The organism is Enterobacter sp. I4, assembly GCF_022669095.1.
In the GTDB taxonomy this organism is placed as follows: Bacteria; Pseudomonadota; Gammaproteobacteria; order Enterobacterales; family Enterobacteriaceae; genus Enterobacter; species Enterobacter pasteurii.
This window is the reverse complement of record NZ_JALBUO010000003.1, coordinates 39,636-56,964: the sequence shown is the minus strand read 5'-3', so window position 1 is coordinate 56,964 and position 17,329 is coordinate 39,636. Positions and strand designations below refer to the sequence as shown.

General features: G+C 51.4%; 20 protein-coding genes and 1 pseudogene. 8 read left to right on the top strand and 13 right to left on the bottom strand.

The annotated features are described in order from the left end of the window. Positions 1 to 20 precede the first annotated feature (20 nt). Together phoQ and phoP are read right to left on the bottom strand one after the other, a co-directional pair. Entirely contained in the window at positions 21 to 1,484 is a 1,464-nt protein-coding gene (phoQ, locus tag MOQ06_RS19500) for a two-component system sensor histidine kinase PhoQ (RefSeq protein ID WP_193356283.1), read from the bottom strand. Then, positions 1,484 to 2,155 carry a two-component system response regulator PhoP gene (gene phoP, locus MOQ06_RS19495; protein WP_148421705.1) on the bottom strand — a complete coding sequence of 224 codons (672 nt, stop codon included), beginning with the start codon at positions 2,153 to 2,155 and terminating at the stop codon, positions 1,484 to 1,486. Before phoP ends, phoQ begins: the two co-directional genes overlap by 1 nt. Positions 2,156 to 2,698: 543 nt before the next feature. Here phoP and MOQ06_RS19490 point away from each other — a divergent pair. Together MOQ06_RS19490 and MOQ06_RS19485 are read left to right on the top strand one after the other, a co-directional pair. Next, positions 2,699 to 3,040, top strand: a complete 342-nt coding sequence (locus tag MOQ06_RS19490) for a DUF1971 domain-containing protein (protein WP_176610610.1) — start codon at positions 2,699 to 2,701, stop codon at positions 3,038 to 3,040. Positions 3,041 to 3,893: 853 nt separating this feature from the next. Further along, positions 3,894 to 4,286 carry a hypothetical protein gene (locus MOQ06_RS19485; RefSeq protein WP_242174503.1) on the top strand — a complete coding sequence of 131 codons (393 nt, stop codon included), beginning with the start codon at positions 3,894 to 3,896 and terminating at the stop codon, positions 4,284 to 4,286. Between the two features lie 107 nt (positions 4,287 to 4,393). Here MOQ06_RS19485 and purB read toward each other — a convergent pair whose 3' ends face one another. From purB to rluE, 5 genes are read right to left on the bottom strand one after another with little or no spacing between them, the layout of a single operon-like run. Then, a complete protein-coding gene (gene purB / locus MOQ06_RS19480; protein ID WP_242174502.1) occupies positions 4,394 to 5,764 on the bottom strand; it encodes an adenylosuccinate lyase in 1,371 nt (456 codons plus the stop codon). Between the two features lie 19 nt (positions 5,765 to 5,783). Then, a complete protein-coding gene (gene hflD / locus MOQ06_RS19475) occupies positions 5,784 to 6,413 on the bottom strand; it encodes a high frequency lysogenization protein HflD (protein WP_148421701.1) in 630 nt (209 codons plus the stop codon). 27 nt (positions 6,414 to 6,440) lie between these two features. Then, positions 6,441 to 7,553, bottom strand: coding sequence for a tRNA 2-thiouridine(34) synthase MnmA (gene mnmA, locus MOQ06_RS19470; protein ID WP_148421700.1), 1,113 nt, complete (start codon positions 7,551 to 7,553; stop codon positions 6,441 to 6,443). A gap of 40 nt (positions 7,554 to 7,593) precedes the next feature. Beyond that, positions 7,594 to 8,067, bottom strand: a complete 474-nt coding sequence (locus MOQ06_RS19465; protein WP_176610606.1) for an NUDIX hydrolase — start codon at positions 8,065 to 8,067, stop codon at positions 7,594 to 7,596. Continuing rightward, the gene (rluE, locus tag MOQ06_RS19460) at positions 8,067 to 8,729 is read right to left on the bottom strand and encodes a 23S rRNA pseudouridine(2457) synthase RluE (RefSeq protein WP_148421698.1); all 663 of its coding nucleotides are present in this window, start codon (positions 8,727 to 8,729) and stop codon (positions 8,067 to 8,069) included. The genes MOQ06_RS19465 and rluE overlap by 1 nt, the downstream gene beginning before the upstream one ends. A 117-nt stretch (positions 8,730 to 8,846) precedes the next feature. Between rluE and icd the strand changes: the two genes are divergently transcribed. After that, positions 8,847 to 10,097 carry an NADP-dependent isocitrate dehydrogenase gene (icd, locus tag MOQ06_RS19455; RefSeq protein WP_148421697.1) on the top strand — a complete coding sequence of 417 codons (1,251 nt, stop codon included), beginning with the start codon at positions 8,847 to 8,849 and terminating at the stop codon, positions 10,095 to 10,097. A 256-nt stretch (positions 10,098 to 10,353) separates the two neighbouring features. Here icd and MOQ06_RS19450 read toward each other — a convergent pair whose 3' ends face one another. Then, positions 10,354 to 11,445 (bottom strand): glycosyltransferase family 9 protein, encoded by a 1,092-nt coding sequence (locus MOQ06_RS19450; protein ID WP_242174501.1) that lies wholly within the window; start codon positions 11,443 to 11,445, stop codon positions 10,354 to 10,356. Between the two features lie 425 nt (positions 11,446 to 11,870). Here MOQ06_RS19450 and MOQ06_RS19445 point away from each other — a divergent pair. Continuing rightward, positions 11,871 to 11,999 (top strand): annotated as a pseudogene (locus tag MOQ06_RS19445) (NADP-dependent isocitrate dehydrogenase); the annotation flags it as partial. Between the two features lie 75 nt (positions 12,000 to 12,074). Then, positions 12,075 to 12,320 carry a DUF2543 family protein gene (locus MOQ06_RS19440; RefSeq protein ID WP_148419168.1) on the top strand — a complete coding sequence of 82 codons (246 nt, stop codon included), beginning with the start codon at positions 12,075 to 12,077 and terminating at the stop codon, positions 12,318 to 12,320. 4 nt (positions 12,321 to 12,324) lie between these two features. Here the strand turns inward: MOQ06_RS19440 and MOQ06_RS19435 are convergent, their stop codons facing one another. Further along, positions 12,325 to 13,824: a cyclic diguanylate phosphodiesterase gene (locus MOQ06_RS19435; protein WP_242174500.1), complete on the bottom strand. Its 1,500-nt coding sequence runs from the start codon at positions 13,822 to 13,824 to the stop codon at positions 12,325 to 12,327. Positions 13,825 to 13,951: 127 nt separating this feature from the next. Beyond that, on the bottom strand, positions 13,952 to 14,044 hold the full coding sequence (yncL, locus tag MOQ06_RS19430; RefSeq protein WP_148419165.1) for a stress response membrane protein YncL: 93 nt from the start codon (positions 14,042 to 14,044) through the stop codon (positions 13,952 to 13,954). A gap of 371 nt (positions 14,045 to 14,415) precedes the next feature. On the opposite strand from yncL, the gene MOQ06_RS19425 reads away from it, so the two are divergent. Then, complete coding sequence (locus tag MOQ06_RS19425) at positions 14,416 to 14,664, top strand: GlsB/YeaQ/YmgE family stress response membrane protein (RefSeq protein WP_003857896.1); 249 nt, start codon at positions 14,416 to 14,418, stop codon at positions 14,662 to 14,664. 129 nt (positions 14,665 to 14,793) lie between these two features. Here the strand turns inward: MOQ06_RS19425 and MOQ06_RS19420 are convergent, their stop codons facing one another. Beyond that, positions 14,794 to 14,892 carry a YoaK family small membrane protein gene (locus tag MOQ06_RS19420; protein ID WP_032673531.1) on the bottom strand — a complete coding sequence of 33 codons (99 nt, stop codon included), beginning with the start codon at positions 14,890 to 14,892 and terminating at the stop codon, positions 14,794 to 14,796. Positions 14,893 to 14,936: 44 nt separating this feature from the next. After that, positions 14,937 to 15,965: a sensor domain-containing diguanylate cyclase gene (locus MOQ06_RS19415; RefSeq protein WP_193356275.1), complete on the bottom strand. Its 1,029-nt coding sequence runs from the start codon at positions 15,963 to 15,965 to the stop codon at positions 14,937 to 14,939. 311 nt (positions 15,966 to 16,276) lie between these two features. On the opposite strand from MOQ06_RS19415, the gene MOQ06_RS19410 reads away from it, so the two are divergent. Continuing rightward, positions 16,277 to 16,531, top strand: a complete 255-nt coding sequence (locus MOQ06_RS19410; RefSeq protein WP_176611230.1) for a DUF333 domain-containing protein — start codon at positions 16,277 to 16,279, stop codon at positions 16,529 to 16,531. 80 nt (positions 16,532 to 16,611) lie between these two features. Beyond that, positions 16,612 to 16,917 carry a hypothetical protein gene (locus MOQ06_RS19405; RefSeq protein WP_148419160.1) on the top strand — a complete coding sequence of 102 codons (306 nt, stop codon included), beginning with the start codon at positions 16,612 to 16,614 and terminating at the stop codon, positions 16,915 to 16,917. Here the strand turns inward: MOQ06_RS19405 and MOQ06_RS19400 are convergent, their stop codons facing one another. Then, complete coding sequence (locus MOQ06_RS19400; protein ID WP_242174499.1) at positions 16,918 to 17,262, bottom strand: DUF488 domain-containing protein; 345 nt, start codon at positions 17,260 to 17,262, stop codon at positions 16,918 to 16,920. Between the last annotated feature and the right edge of the window lie 67 nt (positions 17,263 to 17,329).

The following is a 17,329-nucleotide window of genomic DNA, read 5'->3' as shown; positions in this document are numbered from 1 at the left end:
CGTATTTTTCACATAACGGGTTAACTATCGTTCGATACAGGCAGCTGGCGGCCAAAAATGGCCTCCATTCGGGCGCCGCCCAGCAAACTTTCGCCGGTTTCGATCCTGCCATCGTACTGATCGACAATTTCACGGGCGACGGACAAACCCACCCCTTGTCCCGGACGCAGGGTGTCGGCGCGTTGACCGCGATCGAATACCACCTCACGTTTGTTGCGGGGAATGCCGGGGCCGTCGTCCTCAACGATAATATGCAGTTCGTTATCCGTGACGCGCGCGGACACCTCGACAAACTCCAGGCAGTATTTACAGGCGTTATCAAGCAGGTTGCCCATCACCTCCATGAAGTCATTCTTCTCACCGACAAAGCTAATTTCCGGTGAAATATCGAGGCTGATATTGACCCCTTTACGCTGGTATACCTTGTTCAGCGCGGAGGTCAGGTTATCCAGCAGCGGGGCAACCGGGTGCAGCTCCCGGCTCAGCAGGGCGCTTCCGGAGCGCATACTTGCCCGGTGCAGGTAATAACCTATCTGTTGTGAAATGCGGCTGATCTGTTCCAGCATTACCGGCTCGGCATCATCAACGCTCATCTTTGAACTGCGCATTGAGCGCAGGGTGCTTTGCATCACCGCCAGCGGCGTTTTCAGGCTGTGCGTAAGGTCGGTGAGGGTCGTACGATATTTGTCGTAGCGTTCTCGCTCGCTTTTCAGCAGGCGGTTGAGGTTGCGCACCAGGCTGGTCAGTTCGCGCGTGGTCTCCGGGTTAAGCTTCTCGCGGTGATGCTCCTCCAGCTCGCGCACCTCTTTGGCCAGGGATTCAATCGGGCGCAAGCTCCACCACGCAGCGACCCACAGCAGGGGGATCACCAGCAGCAGGTTGGCGGCCAGAACATAGACGAACCAGTTCCAGACCATATATGAGCGTTTCAGCTCCACCGGTATCGTGTCTACCACCACTATGGTCAACTGCGGCATGTGCACCGTGGCGGGATAAAGGTTGATGGCCACCGAGTGGGTCAGCTCCGTGTCGTCATCTTCTTCACGGATCTCGTTGAGCCTGTTCTGTAACGCGCGATCGTCATGCAGCAGGGTGCTGGTGGAGTTGAGATCGGCTTCTATCTCATGAAAACCGTTGGTTTTCAGCCATTCCGGCCGGATGCGTTTTTTCAGCCAGGGGACATTACGCTGCGCCCAGAGCAATTTTCCCTTTTCATCGTAGATCAGCGCCAGCGTCGGACTCTGCTGATTCAGGTTTTCCGGCATCTCGACGGTGATCCGGTTGTTCTCCCATTTCGCCAGGGTATAAAACAGGTTACTTTCTCCGCGTAACAGGCGGAAGGTGGTTTTATCGAAGCTTACGCTATACCCGACCAGAGCCACCATCCCGTAGGAGAGAGACAGCACCATCACTACGGCAGCGGTAGCCAGCAGAAAACGCACCCGCAGCGAAAGGGGCAAAATGTGGCGCAAAATTCCTTTCATCAGCGTAATTCGAACAGGTAGCCCTGACCGCGCACGGTGGTGATCACCTCATGCGGGTACTGCGCCTGAATTTTTTTACGTAAACGGCCCATCAGCACGTCAATAGTGTGGCTTTCGCGCAGCTCGGCATCCGGATAAAGCTGAAGCATCAGGGAATCTTTGCTCACCACCTTCCCGCTGTTTCGGATCAGCGTTTCCATAATGGTGTATTCAAATGCGGTCAGCTTAATGACCTCATCGTTAATTGAAAATTCGCGGCGGGAGAGATCCACCTGGAACGGCGGCAGTGAGATCACCTGCGACGCCAGCCCGCTGTTGCGGCGCAGCAGCGCCTGCATGCGCGCAGCCACCTCTTCAATATGGAACGGCTTGGTAACGTAATCGTCCGCGCCTGCGCTCAGCACTTCAACCTTGTCCTGCCAGCCTTCACGGGCAGTCAGCACCAGCACCGGGAGAGAAATATCATGGCTGCGCCAGCGGCGGATAAGGGACAGGCCGTCTTCGTCAGGCAACCCTAAATCGACAATGGCGATATCCGGCAGGTGTTCATTGAGATAATAATCGGCTTCTTTCGCATCTTCGGCATCGTCCACCTGATGGCCCATCTCCTGAAGCTGAACCTTCAGGTGATGGCGTAGCAATGCGTTATCTTCAACAACCAGTACGCGCATTATCGCTTCTCCCTTAATAAATAATATGAATAGTTTAACGCTGATTACAGGGTTTGAAACCAGCGTCATGAAATTAAATGAGTGTTTTCACTCCCCTGAACGCATCGCTGCAGGCGTTTGATTATTCAGCATGTTAACTGGACATGGCCTTCACATGGATTCAATCTGCTGCAACGTTTGTGCCTTATCTGGGGCTGCTACCAGAAGAGGTTTAGCACTGGCCGTCCGGGGCAGGCTTCACCCTCAATACGCTCTTATACGGAGCGCGTAATATTAACCGAGTTGCGAGCCTAAGCTTCCGCGTTTCGGAGAAAACAGCCATCTGTTTATAGACTGTTGAAGGCGCGCAGCTTTTTCCACGGGCAGAGGGCAGGTATCCCTCCGGCATACGATGAAAATTTCACCTATAAGTCTGCCCGATCCTGTAAGCGTGCTGCCGGGCGTCCCAAAAGCATTTTCTGTTAATGATTTTTATTCTCAATTGCCTTTACAGTGAAAATCATAAGGTGTATTTTAAATGCATCTTTATTGCAGGAGGTATGTATGAGCCATCAAAGAATTCCCAGCCATTGGACGATCAAACGTTCCACTCCCTTTTTTACAAAGGAAAATGTTCCAGCTGCTCTTCTCAGCCATCACAATACCGCTGCCGGAGTCTTTGGTCAGCTTTGCGTTATGGAAGGGACAGTGACCTACTATGGCTTTGCGAATGAAGAGGCGACAGAGCCGGAAGTGAAAGTGGTAATAAACGCTGGCAGCTTCGCAACCAGCCCTCCACAGTACTGGCATCGCATTGAGATGACCGATGATGCTCAGTTTAATATCAACTTCTGGGCTGAACCTTCCTTCGCTGGTGAAGAAGTTTACAGCGCTAAAAAAGCATAGGCGTTTGGCTCCCTCAACCACAACAAGGGAGCCGCATCAGAGAACAGTAACGGTATGATGAAATTCTTCTTTCAGTTTTCAAAGCGGGTCGACTACGGCGAACAGGAACTTTGCGCAGAGCTGTCGCTGTTACAGAGGGGTGATTATCAGGAGTATCTGTCTCAGGAGGCACCGTTTTACCTGCTCCCGAATGAGGATGTAACGAGTGAACCCGCCCATTGAACGGATAATTTTTCAAAGAGGCTGCTAAAGGCGGCCTTTTTATTTGCGTTGAGTTTGATAAGTACAGGTATCCTGGCGGCTCTGGCAACAAAGAACCATCCAGCGATTCCATACGCTAAGCGGGCTAAAGCTTAAAGCAGTTAATCGGGATTATTTGATGTACTGATGCCGATTTTAACCAGGCTCAATATCATCAGCCCAAGAACCACTGCCACGGCAGTAGCGATCATAAATGCTGTCATAACGATCCTTCTTTGGTTGAGTATGTTTATTAGACTTTATGAGTTCATAAACGTTCAAACCGATCGGCGACACCCGGGCAATTTTTGCTCTGGCCTTCATTCAGGTGCGTTTCTCTTTGCGAAGCGAGAAGGCAGACCGTAAATCAAGCGCCCGGAAAACAGCCTTTCATTCTTCTTATCTTATGTTTCAAGCCGATTTCTTATCTGTGACACGCGTAAGCTGCTCATGAGTTTTGTAAATATTGCCCCTTTTTTTGTAAGGATGTTCTCATTCGATAAATCTGTGTCTACACTTATTTTATGGTGCGAAATTAGATTTTCATAACAGATACCATAAAAGCAGCATTTTCACACAACAAACCGGCATAATATCGAGTAAAGAGGGGCTTATGGAATGGAAGGTTGTTGAGACTATTGCGAGTCCGGAAAGCGGCACTATCTTTTGCAAAGTTGAAACACACTATGGCCTGAATTACATTTTATGGCTTAAGGGCGATTATTACGTTCGAGCAGGTGAGATTATCACTACCTCAAACGAAGGGATCCTGATTAACGACAGACGCCGACGGGTCTGGATTGCGCAGGCAATGCCCTTTTCATCAATAGGCTGGATGGGGTTCAGGAAGAAAAATGAATGCCCAGGGAATCGGCAGGAGATGGATCGGCCGTGCTCGGTTGAGGCACCTTGCCAGTTCAAACTGTGCCCGTTCGGGCTGAAGCGGTATATTCCGCAAAGTTATTCCACGCCGCAAAATAACAATCAATCCAATACTCTGCTTTAACCACTGCAAGGCGTGAGGGTGCCGGAATATTAAAAGCGTCCGCCATCCGGAAGAATGGCGCGATACCAAAAAGCAGCCCCCTTTCCGGCCGGAAAGGGGGAGGGTGATTACTTCAGCTCGTCAACCATGGTGACGGCGCGGCCAATGTAGTTCGCCGGGGTCATCTCTTTCAGGCGCGCTTTTTCTTCTTCTGGCAACGCCAGGCCGTCGATAAACTGCTTCATGCCTTCGGCGTCAACGCGTTTGCCGCGGGTCAGCTCCTTAAGCTTCTCGTACGGTTTTTCGATGCCGTAGCGGCGCATCACGGTCTGAATTGGCTCCGCCAGCACTTCCCAGTTGTGATCCAGCTCGTCCAGCAGGCGATCGCGGTTCACTTCCAGTTTACTCACGCCTTTCAGGGTGGACTGATATGCGATCAGCGCGTAGCCAATGCCCACGCCCAGGTTACGCAGCACCGTAGAATCGGTCAGGTCGCGCTGCCAGCGGGAAACCGGCAGTTTGCTCGCCATATGCTGAAGCACGGCGTTCGCCAGGCCCAGGTTGCCTTCGGAGTTTTCGAAGTCGATTGGGTTCACTTTGTGCGGCATGGTGGACGAACCGATTTCGCCGGCAATGGTTTTCTGCTTAAAGTGGTTCAGCGCGATGTAACCCCAGACGTCACGATCGAAGTCGATCAGGATGGTGTTAAAGCGCGCGATGCAGTCAAACAGCTCGGCAATATAGTCGTGCGGCTCAATCTGGGTGGTGTACGGGTTCCACTGGATGCCCAGCGAGGTCACGAACGCTTCGCTGAACTGGTGCCAGTCAACTTCAGGGTAGGCGGCGATGTGGGCGTTATAGTTACCGACCGCACCGTTGATTTTGCCGAGGATCTCAACCTGTTCCAGCTGACGATACTGCCGCTCCATGCGGTACGCCACGTTCGCCATCTCTTTACCCATCGTCGATGGGGTCGCTGGCTGGCCGTGAGTACGGGAGAGCAGCGGGATGTCGCGGTACTCCACGGACAGCGCTTTTACCGCGTCAATGATTTTACGCCAGTAAGGCAGCACCACTTCCTGGCGCGCGGTTGAGAGCATCAGCGCGTGAGACAGGTTGTTGATATCTTCAGACGTACAGGCGAAGTGAATAAATTCGGAAACCGCATGCAGAGCAGGGACGCTTTCGACTTTCTCTTTCAGGAAGTACTCAACCGCTTTTACGTCGTGGTTGGTGGTGCGTTCAATGGTTTTAATGCGTGCGGCATCTTCTTCGCTAAACTCGGCAACGATTTTATCAAGGTAATCGTTTGCCTCTGCGTCAAAAGCAGGAACTTCCTTGATTGCTGCCTGGGCGGCCAGCTTTTGCAGCCAGCGTACTTCAACCTGAACACGGAACTTCAGCAGGCCATATTCGCTGAAGATCCCGCGCAGCGCGCTGACTTTATCGCCGTAGCGTCCATCGACAGGGGATACGGCGGTCAGTGAGGATAATTCCATAATTCGCAACTCCGGGAGGTTAACAATGAGCAAGAATTTGTTTTGCCTGAGTCGTCAGGCGATTACGAGAAAACATTAATTGCAGGCGGCCGCCGCCAACCTGGTGCCAGAGCACGGCAGCACGAATGCCGGCTAGCAGCGAGGCGCGAACCTTCGCCTGCACCTGGGGGCTTTGCAGTACGGCGGGTGAACCGGTGACCTGAATACGCGGGCCGAGCGGGCTTATTACGTCGACGTAAATACCGGCCATTGCGCTCAGCAGGGTTTCCGACTGGAGGTCGAAATGGTCGAGCTGGCGCTGCAGCCCGGCGATGCGGTCGCCCAGGGTATTCATCGCGCCCTTTGCGGCGTTCAGCTTACGTTCCAGCACCATCAGGCTTAAGGTGTAGCGGGTCAGTTCCGCGTTGAGCCCCTGACGGCTGCTGGCGTTGAGCACGCCGAGCAGGGTTTCAAGACCGAGACGAAGATTGGCTTCACTGCCGCCGAACACACCCAGCGTAGAGCCCGGGTTGAGATCGATAACGCTGTTGAGCGAAACGTGCAGGGCATCGGCGTCGCAGTGACCCTGATGCGCCAGCTGTTGCACCAGACGAGCAGACTGGCAAATTCCCGCCAGCGCCAGGGTGATGTCGTAATAGTTCTTCGCCACACGGTCTCCTTTATGTGTGCTATCGGTTTAAACAGCAGGCAGCGGCAGGCGCTGTTCAATGATCCCACCGCCGAGGCAAATTTCGCCGCTGTAGAAGACGGCTGACTGGCCAGGGGTAACGGCGGAAACCGGTTCGTCGAAACGCACGTCAATGCGATCGTCATCCAGCGCGGTAACGGTGCAGGGAATATCCGTCTGACGGTAGCGCGTTTTCACGGTGCAGCGCAGCGTGCCTTTCAGCGGCTCGCGATCGACCCAGTGCAGCTGCTGCGCGACGAGGCCAACGGACATCAGGCGCGGGTGGTCATGACCCTGGGCCACAATCAGAATATTATTTTCGACGTCTTTGTCGACCACGTACCACGGGTCTTCGCTGCCGTCTTTCGTGCCGCCAATACCCAGACCTTTACGCTGGCCAAGGGTGTGGTACATCAGCCCCTGGTGCTGGCCAATTTCGTCGCCGTCAACGGTAACAATTTTACCCGGCTGTGCAGGCAGGTAGCGGCCGAGGAACTCGCGGAACTTGCGCTCGCCGATAAAGCAGATACCGGTGGAGTCTTTTTTCTTCGCGGTGATCAGATCCAGCTCTTCAGCGATTTTACGTACTTCCGGCTTTTCCAGCTCGCCGACCGGGAACAGGCTTTGGGCAATCTGTTCGTGGCTCAGCGTATAGAGGAAGTAGCTCTGATCTTTGTTGCCGTCCAGACCGCGCAGCAGCTGGCTTTTGCCATTCACGTCTGCACGACGCACGTAGTGGCCGGTCGCGATGTAATCCGCGCCCAGGTCTTCAGCGGCGAATTCCAGGAAGGCTTTGAATTTGATCTCTTTGTTGCACAGAATGTCCGGGTTAGGCGTGCGGCCTGCTTTGTACTCTTCGAGGAAGAGTTCAAAGACGTTGTCCCAGTATTCTGCGGCAAAGTTAACGGTGTGCAGTTCGATGCCGAGCTTGTCGCACACGGCCTGCGCATCGGCGAGATCCGCAGCGGCAGTGCAGTATTCCTCGCCATCGTCTTCCTCCCAGTTCTTCATGAACAGGCCCTCCACCTTATAGCCCTGCTGCTGCAACAGGTAGGCGGAAACGGAGGAGTCGACACCGCCGGACATGCCGACGATCACTTTTTTCTGGCTGTTATCTGACATGGAATACTCACGACATTGAACTTCAAGGCGGCGTATTCTATCACGCCCCCCCACCGTTGACACCCTCTGTAAACGGCCAGTTAAACGCGCCGATGACATCCAGCGGCAGGCGGCCAGCAGATTGCCAGCAGCGAATGCTTTCCGCAACCAGCGGCGAGCGCAGGTTTGGCGCGTTCAGTATCTCGTCTGCCGTGACCCACAGGCAGCGGTCGATATCGTCATCGTGCGGTTCAGTGGCGCACGTTTCGTTAAGCTCAACGGCGAATAAAAAGCGCAGGAAAGGGGTTTGGTCAGGCGCAATCCACTGGTGCATGCGAATGAAGTGCTGCGGCTCGGCGCGGATGCCTGTTTCCTCCCACAGCTCGCGCTTTGCTGCCTGCAGTAAGGTTTCATTGGCTTCAAGATGCCCGGCAGGCTGATTCCACAGCGCCTTGCCGTTGATACTCTCTTCTACAACCAGAAATTTTCCCTGAGCGTGAACCACGCAGGCAACCGTAACATGAGGTTTGAACATTATTTCTCCTTAGGGGTAACGTCCCGCCATTCCCCGTTTGCCAGCGAGTCCAGCGTGTAGCTGCCCATGGCGTAGCGAATCAGGCGAAGGGTAGGGAAGCCCACGTGCGCGGTCATGCGGCGAACCTGACGGTTGCGGCCTTCATATAGGGTGATCTTAAGCCAGCTGGTGGGTATGGATTTGCGTTCACGGATGGGGGGATTGCGCGGCCACAGCCACTCCGGTTCATTCACGCGTTCAATACCAGCGGGCAGGGTGGGGCCGTCGTTTAACGTTACGCCGTTGCGCAGCTTTGCCAGCGTCTCGTCGTCCGGCTCGCCTTCAACCTGCACAAAGTAAATTTTCCCGGTCCGTTTGCCCGGCTGGGTGAGCTTCGCCTGCAGGGCGCCATCGTTGGTTAAAACCAACAGTCCCTCGCTGTCGCGATCCAGTCGCCCGGCTGCATAGACGCCCTGAACCGGGATGTACTCTTTCAGCGTGCTGCGCCCGGCCTCGTCGGTGAACTGCGGCAATACATCGTAGGGTTTATTGAACAGAATCACCCGCGTCGGCTGGGTTTCTGGCGTTCTTCTGGTAGCTTGTCGTGAGCTGAATCGCTCAACCCGGTGTTTTCTAAAAGAAGTTTTCTTCATGGTATTTTCAGGCTTTATCAATTGCCGCATTATAGCCTAATAACGAAGACCTTTCATGGCGTCGGACAATCAGGTACTATCGGAAGGCTCATTACAATTTATTAACATAAGATCAGTAACAACCAGAAGCGCTCGAAGGAGAGGTTAATGGAAAGCAAAGTAGTTGTTCCGGCGGAAGGTAAAAAGATCACCCTGCAAAACGGCAAGATTAACGTTCCTCACAACCCGATTATCCCGTTCATCGAAGGTGATGGTATCGGTGTCGACGTTACCCCGGCAATGCTGAAAGTGGTTGATGCCGCTGTTGAGAAAGCCTACAAAGGCGAGCGTAAAATTTCCTGGATGGAAATTTACACCGGTGAAAAATCGACTCAAATTTATGGCCAGGACGTCTGGCTGCCAGCCGAAACGCTGGACCTGATCCGCGACTATCGCGTAGCTATCAAAGGCCCACTGACCACCCCCGTCGGCGGCGGCATTCGCTCCCTGAACGTGGCGCTGCGTCAGGAGCTGGATCTGTACGTGTGCCTGCGCCCGGTACGTTATTATCAGGGCACCCCAAGCCCGGTTAAGCACCCTGAGCTGACCGACATGGTTATCTTCCGTGAAAACTCAGAAGACATTTACGCCGGTATCGAATGGAAAGCGGACTCTGCTGATGCGGAAAAAGTGATTAAATTCCTGCGTGAAGAGATGGGCGTGAAGAAAATCCGCTTCCCTGAGCACTGCGGTATCGGTATCAAGCCGTGCTCCGAAGAAGGGACCAAGCGTCTGGTGCGTGCAGCCATCGAATACGCGATCACCAACGACCGTGACTCTGTGACCCTGGTTCACAAAGGCAACATCATGAAGTTCACCGAAGGCGCGTTCAAAGACTGGGGCTACCAGCTGGCGACCGAAGAGTTCGGCGGTGAACCGATCGACGGCGGCCCATGGCAGAAGATCAAGAACCCGAACACCGGCAAAGAGATCGTCATTAAAGATGTGATTGCCGATGCGTTCCTGCAGCAGATCCTGCTGCGTCCTGCTGAATATGACGTCATCGCCTGTATGAACCTGAACGGTGACTACATCTCTGACGCCCTGGCGGCGCAGGTTGGCGGTATCGGTATCGCGCCTGGCGCGAACATCGGTGACGAGTGCGCGCTGTTCGAAGCGACCCACGGTACTGCACCTAAATACGCGGGCCAGGACAAAGTGAACCCGGGCTCTATCATCCTGTCCGCAGAGATGATGCTGCGTCATATGGAATGGTTCGAAGCCGCAGACCTGATCGTCAAAGGTATGGAAGGCGCGATCAACGCCAAAACCGTTACCTATGACTTCGAACGTCTGATGGAAGGCGCTAAGCTGCTGAAATGCTCAGAGTTTGGCGACGCGATCATCGCGAACATGTAATCCACTCGCTGGGTTAAACGTGAACGGGAGCCTGAGGGTTCCCGTTTTTTATTTTTAGCTTATAACGGTTATTGAAATAAACGCGCGCTGTTCAATTTTACTCAGAATGAAATAACCAATTCATGCATATTTTTAAAAATTTGCAAACTTTAAGCAATTGCCAGGAGTGAGTGAGCCTCAGGCCATAAACATAGAGAGACCTGAGAAGACTGAGTAAAATTCGATCACGATATTATATTTATATCTATACGAAACCTTAATTTGTTATATCTTTCAATTGTTCATCTATCATATTTAGTATAGGTCGAACATCGGCATCCATAACGCGGCGTTCTTTCAATCTAAGCTGTATTGCTGATTTATAATTTGGCCCCCAAACATCGGCGTTATCAGCAGATTCGCCGATAATCTTGAAGGGGTAGACGCATATAATTTTTTTGTTAAAAGCTCTTGAGACATGTACAAATGATGTATCTGGCGAAATGATCAGCGCGCTATCTTTAATTATCTGTGCAGCTGAAAAGAATGATGGAACTGTGTTTTTTGTAACATTCTCTGAATCAGGGATAGCGGCAATTTTGTGTTGTTCACCGATGATGATCGTGTGATATGAATGACTGTATTTTGAAATATGGTTCGTTATAGCTTCAATTTGTAAGTCGGAGAAAAAACGTTCACTAACGCTACCGTAAGGAATAAAGGAAATTATCTTTTTATCGGTGGTTTTTTGCATGAATTTCCAGGCGGCTGCAGCATCTTTTTCAGGAATGATTACAGAATAATCATAATCTGTTACCGAGATACCTAAGCGTTCAAGTAAATCTACATACCTGGTGCTTATGTGTGACTGAGGATGTTTAATATTGATGACTTCATCATAAATTCGATACTTTTCCGTAAAGCCGACTGTTCTAAAAGGCTTGGTAAGTCTAATTAAATTGAATGTATCAATATTTGAATGAGTAATCTCATGCGAGTCAATGAACGCGAAGGGCCCTATTTTCTTCAGTTCATTAAGCAAAGGTTTTTTATTATGAGGTTCATATAAATACAAACCTGCTAATGTCGTCCATTCCTTAAATAAAAAATGCGTTTTTTTATCAGCAATAACAGAGACCTGGAAATCGTTTTTCACCAGAGTATCAATCACTCCCCCGATAACAACCGCATCTCCGATACCCTTAGCGATGAAAGGGATTACTAAATGATCTGTGCCTAAATCATGACCGATATTTTTAGAGCGAGCGCGAGCAGTAATTTCACTTAAGAGGCTAAGCTTAAGCTTTAATTTCGTCCTTTTCAGATAATAATTTTTTGATCTGTTTGCTTTCCTAAGCCATTTGATCACGCTCTTCCCCTTATCTTGAAATATTGATAATTTATCCTAATGCTAACCGAGCTGCCTCGTCAGAAGCAATAGCTTCGGCTAAGCAGGAGATCATATGCAGCAACGTCCCCCGTTGCGTTTGAAAGAGCAAAATTACGGCTTTACTGCGACAAAGAAGGTTCTCATACCCACTCAGCGTTCGCCCGCATTATCAACGCTGCGGGAAGCTTATGCAAATGGCTGCAGCCAGAGAGCAAACTGAAAGTATAGGCCGTGGGAGAAAATAGGGATACGCCAATACCAGAAAGTGAATAATTACTTAATCCTCAAAAGTACCAAACAATCCCAAAGATGGTTACGCTAAATCATTGGTTGGTGAGGAGCCAGGGTTGCATTAAAATTATAATTTATCTGTTGTGTTTCTTTTTCTATCCATCAATAATCAAATTTCCGATGAAATACTCCTGCGTCACATGGAATGGTTCGAAGCCCCTGGCCGGATCGTTGAAGGTATTGAAGGCGCTAAGCTGCTGAAATGCTCAGAGTTTGGCGACGCGATCGTCGCGAACATGTAATCCATTCGCTGGGTTAAACGTGAACGGGAGCCTGAAGGTTCCCGTTTTTTATGCATAAAAGAGGGAAACAACGCTATGACCAACGATATCCCGCTCAGGTTTTACGACATTGTCGATGAATATGCCACAGAATCTGCGAAGCCGGTGGATGAGGCGGAACGCACGCCGCTGGCACGCTATTTCCAGATGCTGCTCACCCGTCTGTACAATAATGAAGAGATTGATGAAGAGGCGCAGCATGAGATGGCGGCCCAGGCGGCTATTGATGAAGAACGTATTGACGATATCGCCAGGTTCCTGAATCAGTGGGGTAATGAGTAACGCACTATCGCGCCGGGTTTGCCAGCAGGCGGGCCAGATCCTGCCGCGGCAGCGATTTTGAAAAATACCACCCTTGTATCAGGGCATCGGGATATCTCTGGACGATAAATTGATATTGCGTTTCGCTCTCAACCCCTTCAAAAACAAGGGTTTTTTGCAGTTTAGCGAGCGCATCGCTAAAGATCGCCAGGATATCCTGTTTGTAATCTTCGTTGATGCCATCCACTAGCGACTTATCGACCTTGATCTCGTCATACTTCAGGTTAGTCAGCCTGGCAAGATTAGAGTTTTGCACGCCAAAATCGTCGATAGAGATCTTCACCCCCGCTGACTTGAGTTCTTCACAAAATTCCTCAAGGATCGCCGACGTAGAGACCCCATTCTCGGATAACTCAACCTTTATCAGCGATAACGGAATGTTGTTCAGCAAACATTCGCGACGTAAAACAGCCAGGAATTTGCCGTCTTCAATTTCCGTTCTGCCAACGTTCACTGAAACCATCAGCTGATATTCATTGGCCAGCGGGGCAATTTCTGCCAGCGATTTTTTAATCATGTTGGTGTAGTAATAGGGATACAGCCCAATCTTTTTGATTAGCGGAATGAATAGCTCAGGAGAGACGTCTTTATGATTGTTATCCCGCCATCTCGACAGAACCTCTACGCCGACAATTTTTTTATCGCTAACCCGGATAATGGGCTGAAAATGCACGCTTATCGTGTTCGCTTTCACCGCCTTGACCAGCGTGCGCTCCAGCGAAAGGCGGTCTTCGTAAATTCGAAACGAAAACAGCGTCAGGGCGACCCAGATAAAATATAAAAACAGGCAAAGCAGCACCATGACGATGCCCGACAGCGAGGCCAGCCCGGCGTCGTAGTGGGTGACGGTAACGCACAAATCCCATTGCCTGCTGCATTGCGTGACGGACTGCGTAAATAACGGGGACGTAATTCGGCTCTGTTCGTCACTGGACGGCGTGACGGTGAAAAAGGTTCTGTCGAAATCCCGGGTGGAAGTGCGAAGCGAGTAGTTCGCCGTAACGGGAGTAAATTTGTCGTAAGCCGAACGTGAGGTGAAAATAATAAGATGATTAAAAATGGTCGCGTTGCCCGTAAAGAACCCTTTCTGCGAAAATTGCGCGAGGCTGAATCCGTTTAAGGTGTTATGAAGCTCGGAGGGCAGGGCGACGGGGTTTGCCAGCCTGCCCCAGAACGCAGTGCAGACGATTTTACCTTTTTCGATAAACCCCACGTCGGCGATATGGGGGCTCTGGATTTTTAATTTTCGGTATATGTCCAGGCTTGCGTTATCGCATCCCCGGGCAGAGGTATTTTTGAGGGTGCTGGTAATATTTTGCGTCAGGTCTTCGGAATAGTGCAAAAGCGTCCGGGAAACGTCCAGTTGCCGGTTCTTTTGCTGCTCAACGATGATGGCGTTAACAGCATACAGGGACAGGATGACCAGTAATGTTGAGATGATAGCAACGGTAATGATCTTCTTCATTTTCCTGCTGTCCCGCCACGTCCTTAAGTGCCGGGATCTTAACACAGGCTATAAAAGCTACAAATCGCAGAATGAACCCCGCATGGGGTCAACGATAAAGCCCGCAGGCGTGCCGGGCTTTAACCTCTCAGAACCACGCATACCGGGCTGAAAGCAGTAACAGTAGCGTACTGGCAGAAACAAGGTTAAGGCAGATGACAAACTTGCTCGATACGTTCATGTTATCAAAGCCATTGTGCTGTTAAGAAGCCGTAGAGAATAGCGTCTCACGCATGCAGAAAAAACGCTGAATTCTGGTGGTTTTGCGCAAAAAAAAGCCCACTCAGAGGTGGGCAAGAAATACTGGAAGCAATGTGAGCAATGTCGTACTGAATACCTGATTGTTTTGCTCAACTATTCAGTATTGAGAAAGATAATCTTTCTCAACAAAAGATGCAACCCCACGTTTTATGTGGAACGTCGATTTTTTACTGTTCAGATTTTGCTCAAACGAACCGTGTGATTCTTATCACAAATTTCCTTTCTCAGATCCTGTGCTATCCTTTTCTGTGTCGTTGATTTAATGACAAAAACCATACAGAGAGGAAAGCTATGGGAATTTTATCCTGGATTATCTTTGGGCTGATTGCGGGTATCCTGGCGAAGTGGATTATGCCGGGCAAAGATGGCGGCGGTTTCATCGTCACGATCATTCTGGGGATTGTGGGTGCAGTCGTCGGTGGCTGGATCAGTACCCTGTTCGGATTTGGCAGAGTTGATGGCTTCAACTTCGGCAGCTTTGTCGTCGCGGTGATTGGCGCGCTGGTTGTTCTGTTTATCTACAGAAAAATCAAAAGCTAAATCTGACCTGTGTTAAAAAAAGGCTGCCTGACGGCGGCCTTTTTACTTTGAGCGTTACCACCAGCCCATCTGCGTACCGGCGACGACCACAATGGCCACGATGAGCATGATGATGGTCGTTTTTCTCATTTATGCCCCCGGCGCGGCGTATCCGCCAATGAAAAACCAGCCCAAAAAGACGACTGCCGTGATAAATATCACAACCGGAAAGAGGATCCCTATTCTCATACCATCACCCGTTTTGTTTGCTTAAGGCCGTAGAGTGTACGGGCTTAATCCAGTGCGACAAAGCCTGTTTTGCTTTTTCCTTTTTTATCCTGATACATCGCGACGTCAGCGGTGCGCAGGGCGCTATCCTCATCGGTGCTGTGCGGATCGACAATAATCACGCCAATACTTGCCCCCGGATATCTGATAGTGACATTCCCCAACCCGTATTCGCCCGCGATACGATCGTTGAGGCTGGTCTTAATCGCGCTTATCTCTGAACCGGTATCGCCATCATCGCTTTTACTCAGGCTGGCAACCAGAAATTCATCGCCGCCGAGGCGGCCAATGATCTCGTCCTGGGTTTGTTGGTCCGTCAGCCGCGCGCCGACCTGAATAAGGAACCGATCTCCCGCTTCATGCCCGTAATGGTCATTAATGCGCTTGAAATCATCAAGGTCGATAAAGGCGATCGTGACGTTGCGCTGAAGATGGCGCGCCAGCGAAAACAGGGTCGTCAGGTTTTCGAATATGGCGCGCCGGTTCGGCAGGCCGGTGAGGGCGTCGGTGTAGGAGTGGGCAATCAGCGCCGCGTTTGCTTCGCGAAGCTGGAGCACAAGCGACTCTTTCTGGATGTACTGGGCAATTAACCCGGCGAAGAGTCGGATCACCTGCTCGCCGCGATCGCTGAACAGTTTCTTTTCGGTGCTGGCTGCGCATAGCGTTCCGTACAGAGAACCATCGGCAAGATGAACGGGCACGCTCATATAGGTCGTGATACCCAGCGCTTTTGCTGCCACGCACTCCGGCCAGCGGTCGGGCACCTCGTTGCTGAACAACGTATCGCTGTCGATGGCGCGCTTGCACAGCGTCTCGTCCCAGGGCACGCTGAACCCTTCCGGGATCTGCATCTGCTTGCTGTTACGGGCATAGAGAATGTGCTGCAAACGCGCGTCGATATCGACTTTGGTCAGGTAGGTTGACTCCATATCCGTCACAATTTCCAGCATTTCCAGCAGCTGTCGCACCAGGCTGTCGAGAGATTGCTCAGTTGAGAGGGTTTCCGAAACGCGGGCAAGAATGATATCTGACATTAGGCTGGTCGACTCCCATGCAGAAGACCTCTGTAACTGCATGTTATGCTGAAAATATAGACTTCAGTAATAGTAAAACATGAATATGAAAAATTTTATATATTCTTCAGGGCGCGGGGATGAGATGCCAAAAAAAGCCCCGACGCGGAGATCGGGGCAAAACATCTTGATTATGGAATGTTGTTCTCTGGTCAGTGTGAGAACGAGTACCACTATAGGGGTGAATAGTGCAGGTTTAATGGAGAAATCATGGAGAAAACGACGATGAGCCGTTACTCTGAGATTTTTACAACACCTGAAGGATCGTAATGATGAAATATCTTCTTCTGGCGCTGGCGTTACCCCTTGCCGCATGTTCAACAAAGCCAACCCCGCCCGATGCGCCTAAGCCCCCGCACGCTATCGGTATGGCGAATCCGGCTTCAGTGCACTGCCTGGAGAAAGGGGGAGAGCAAATCCCCGTACAAAGCCCTCAGGGCGTGCGCACCAAATGTAAGCTGCCTGGGGGAGAAGCGATCGATGAATGGGAGCTCTACCGTCGCGATCGCCCGCAACCGACCAGATGACAGCGGTATTAAAACTGCGATACACTTCTCTTTAGGATTATTCTTAGCCAGTTTCTGGCGGCACGATTGCGAGAAGAAGTATGTTTCAGTTAAAACCGGGCAGCATGGCGATGATCGTGGGTGCGCGTACGGCGGCAGGCCGTAGAAATATCGGTAAATCCGTTGAGCTGTTTGGCCTTTGTCAGCCTGGCCAGCGTTTCGTCAACCCGGTTAACGGCGTCATGACGCAGCTACCCGCCACGTCAGAGCGTGCGCTGTGGCTGGTTACCGGTGACGTATTCGCGTTTGATAACCAGCACGGCTTTGCCTTTGTCCGCCCGGAGCATCTTATACCGCTCACCCCGGACGCCATGCCTGAGGTTCACGATGAGCTGGCGATCGGGTAATTACAGGCTGCGCAGCCAGTCCGCCAGCACCCGGGCGTGATTTTGCTGCGTATCTTTTGCGCCATAGAGTAGCGTTACCGTCTGCTGGCGGGCAATGGCTGCGACGCGTTTTCCTTCGTCCACATGCTGCGCCAGCTCTTTTCGGTACGCTTCGCTGAACGCGGTGAAATCGATAGCTTCACCGTGGAAGGCTTTTCGCAGTTCGCCGGAAGGCGTCAGGGATTTGCACCACTCATCATACGCGAGGTCGGTCTTTTTAATTCCCCTCGGCCAGAGCCTGTCTACCAGGATACGGTAACCATCTTCTGAATGCGGTTGCTCATACACGCGCTTACACTGAATCACGCTTCCTCCTCATACCGTAAGACGTTTAGCGAGAACACTATAGCACCAGCTTTTAACCCACCCAATT

What these genes read in the sequence shown, in the direction of transcription:
- yncL (WP_148419165.1), bottom strand. Translation starts at nt 14,044, where the DNA reads ATGAACGTATCGAGCAAGTTTGTCATCTGCCTTAACCTTGTTTCTGCC.
- icd (WP_148421697.1), top strand. Translation starts at nt 8,847, where the DNA reads ATGGAAAGCAAAGTAGTTGTTCCGGCGGAAGGTAAAAAGATCACCCTG.
- MOQ06_RS19490 (WP_176610610.1), top strand. Translation starts at nt 2,699, where the DNA reads ATGAGCCATCAAAGAATTCCCAGCCATTGGACGATCAAACGTTCCACT.
- phoP (WP_148421705.1), bottom strand. Translation starts at nt 2,155, where the DNA reads ATGCGCGTACTGGTTGTTGAAGATAACGCATTGCTACGCCATCACCTG.
- MOQ06_RS19435 (WP_242174500.1), bottom strand. Translation starts at nt 13,824, where the DNA reads ATGAAGAAGATCATTACCGTTGCTATCATCTCAACATTACTGGTCATC.
- MOQ06_RS19410 (WP_176611230.1), top strand. Translation starts at nt 16,277, where the DNA reads ATGAAATATCTTCTTCTGGCGCTGGCGTTACCCCTTGCCGCATGTTCA.
- mnmA (WP_148421700.1), bottom strand. Translation starts at nt 7,553, where the DNA reads ATGTCAGATAACAGCCAGAAAAAAGTGATCGTCGGCATGTCCGGCGGT.
- MOQ06_RS19405 (WP_148419160.1), top strand. Translation starts at nt 16,612, where the DNA reads ATGTTTCAGTTAAAACCGGGCAGCATGGCGATGATCGTGGGTGCGCGT.
- rluE (WP_148421698.1), bottom strand. Translation starts at nt 8,729, where the DNA reads ATGCGGCAATTGATAAAGCCTGAAAATACCATGAAGAAAACTTCTTTT.
- purB (WP_242174502.1), bottom strand. Translation starts at nt 5,764, where the DNA reads ATGGAATTATCCTCACTGACCGCCGTATCCCCTGTCGATGGACGCTAC.
- MOQ06_RS19420 (WP_032673531.1), bottom strand. Translation starts at nt 14,892, where the DNA reads ATGAGAATAGGGATCCTCTTTCCGGTTGTGATATTTATCACGGCAGTC.
- MOQ06_RS19465 (WP_176610606.1), bottom strand. Translation starts at nt 8,067, where the DNA reads ATGTTCAAACCTCATGTTACGGTTGCCTGCGTGGTTCACGCTCAGGGA.
- phoQ (WP_193356283.1), bottom strand. Translation starts at nt 1,484, where the DNA reads ATGAAAGGAATTTTGCGCCACATTTTGCCCCTTTCGCTGCGGGTGCGT.
- MOQ06_RS19415 (WP_193356275.1), bottom strand. Translation starts at nt 15,965, where the DNA reads ATGTCAGATATCATTCTTGCCCGCGTTTCGGAAACCCTCTCAACTGAG.
- MOQ06_RS19440 (WP_148419168.1), top strand. Translation starts at nt 12,075, where the DNA reads ATGACCAACGATATCCCGCTCAGGTTTTACGACATTGTCGATGAATAT.
- MOQ06_RS19425 (WP_003857896.1), top strand. Translation starts at nt 14,416, where the DNA reads ATGGGAATTTTATCCTGGATTATCTTTGGGCTGATTGCGGGTATCCTG.
- MOQ06_RS19485 (WP_242174503.1), top strand. Translation starts at nt 3,894, where the DNA reads ATGGAATGGAAGGTTGTTGAGACTATTGCGAGTCCGGAAAGCGGCACT.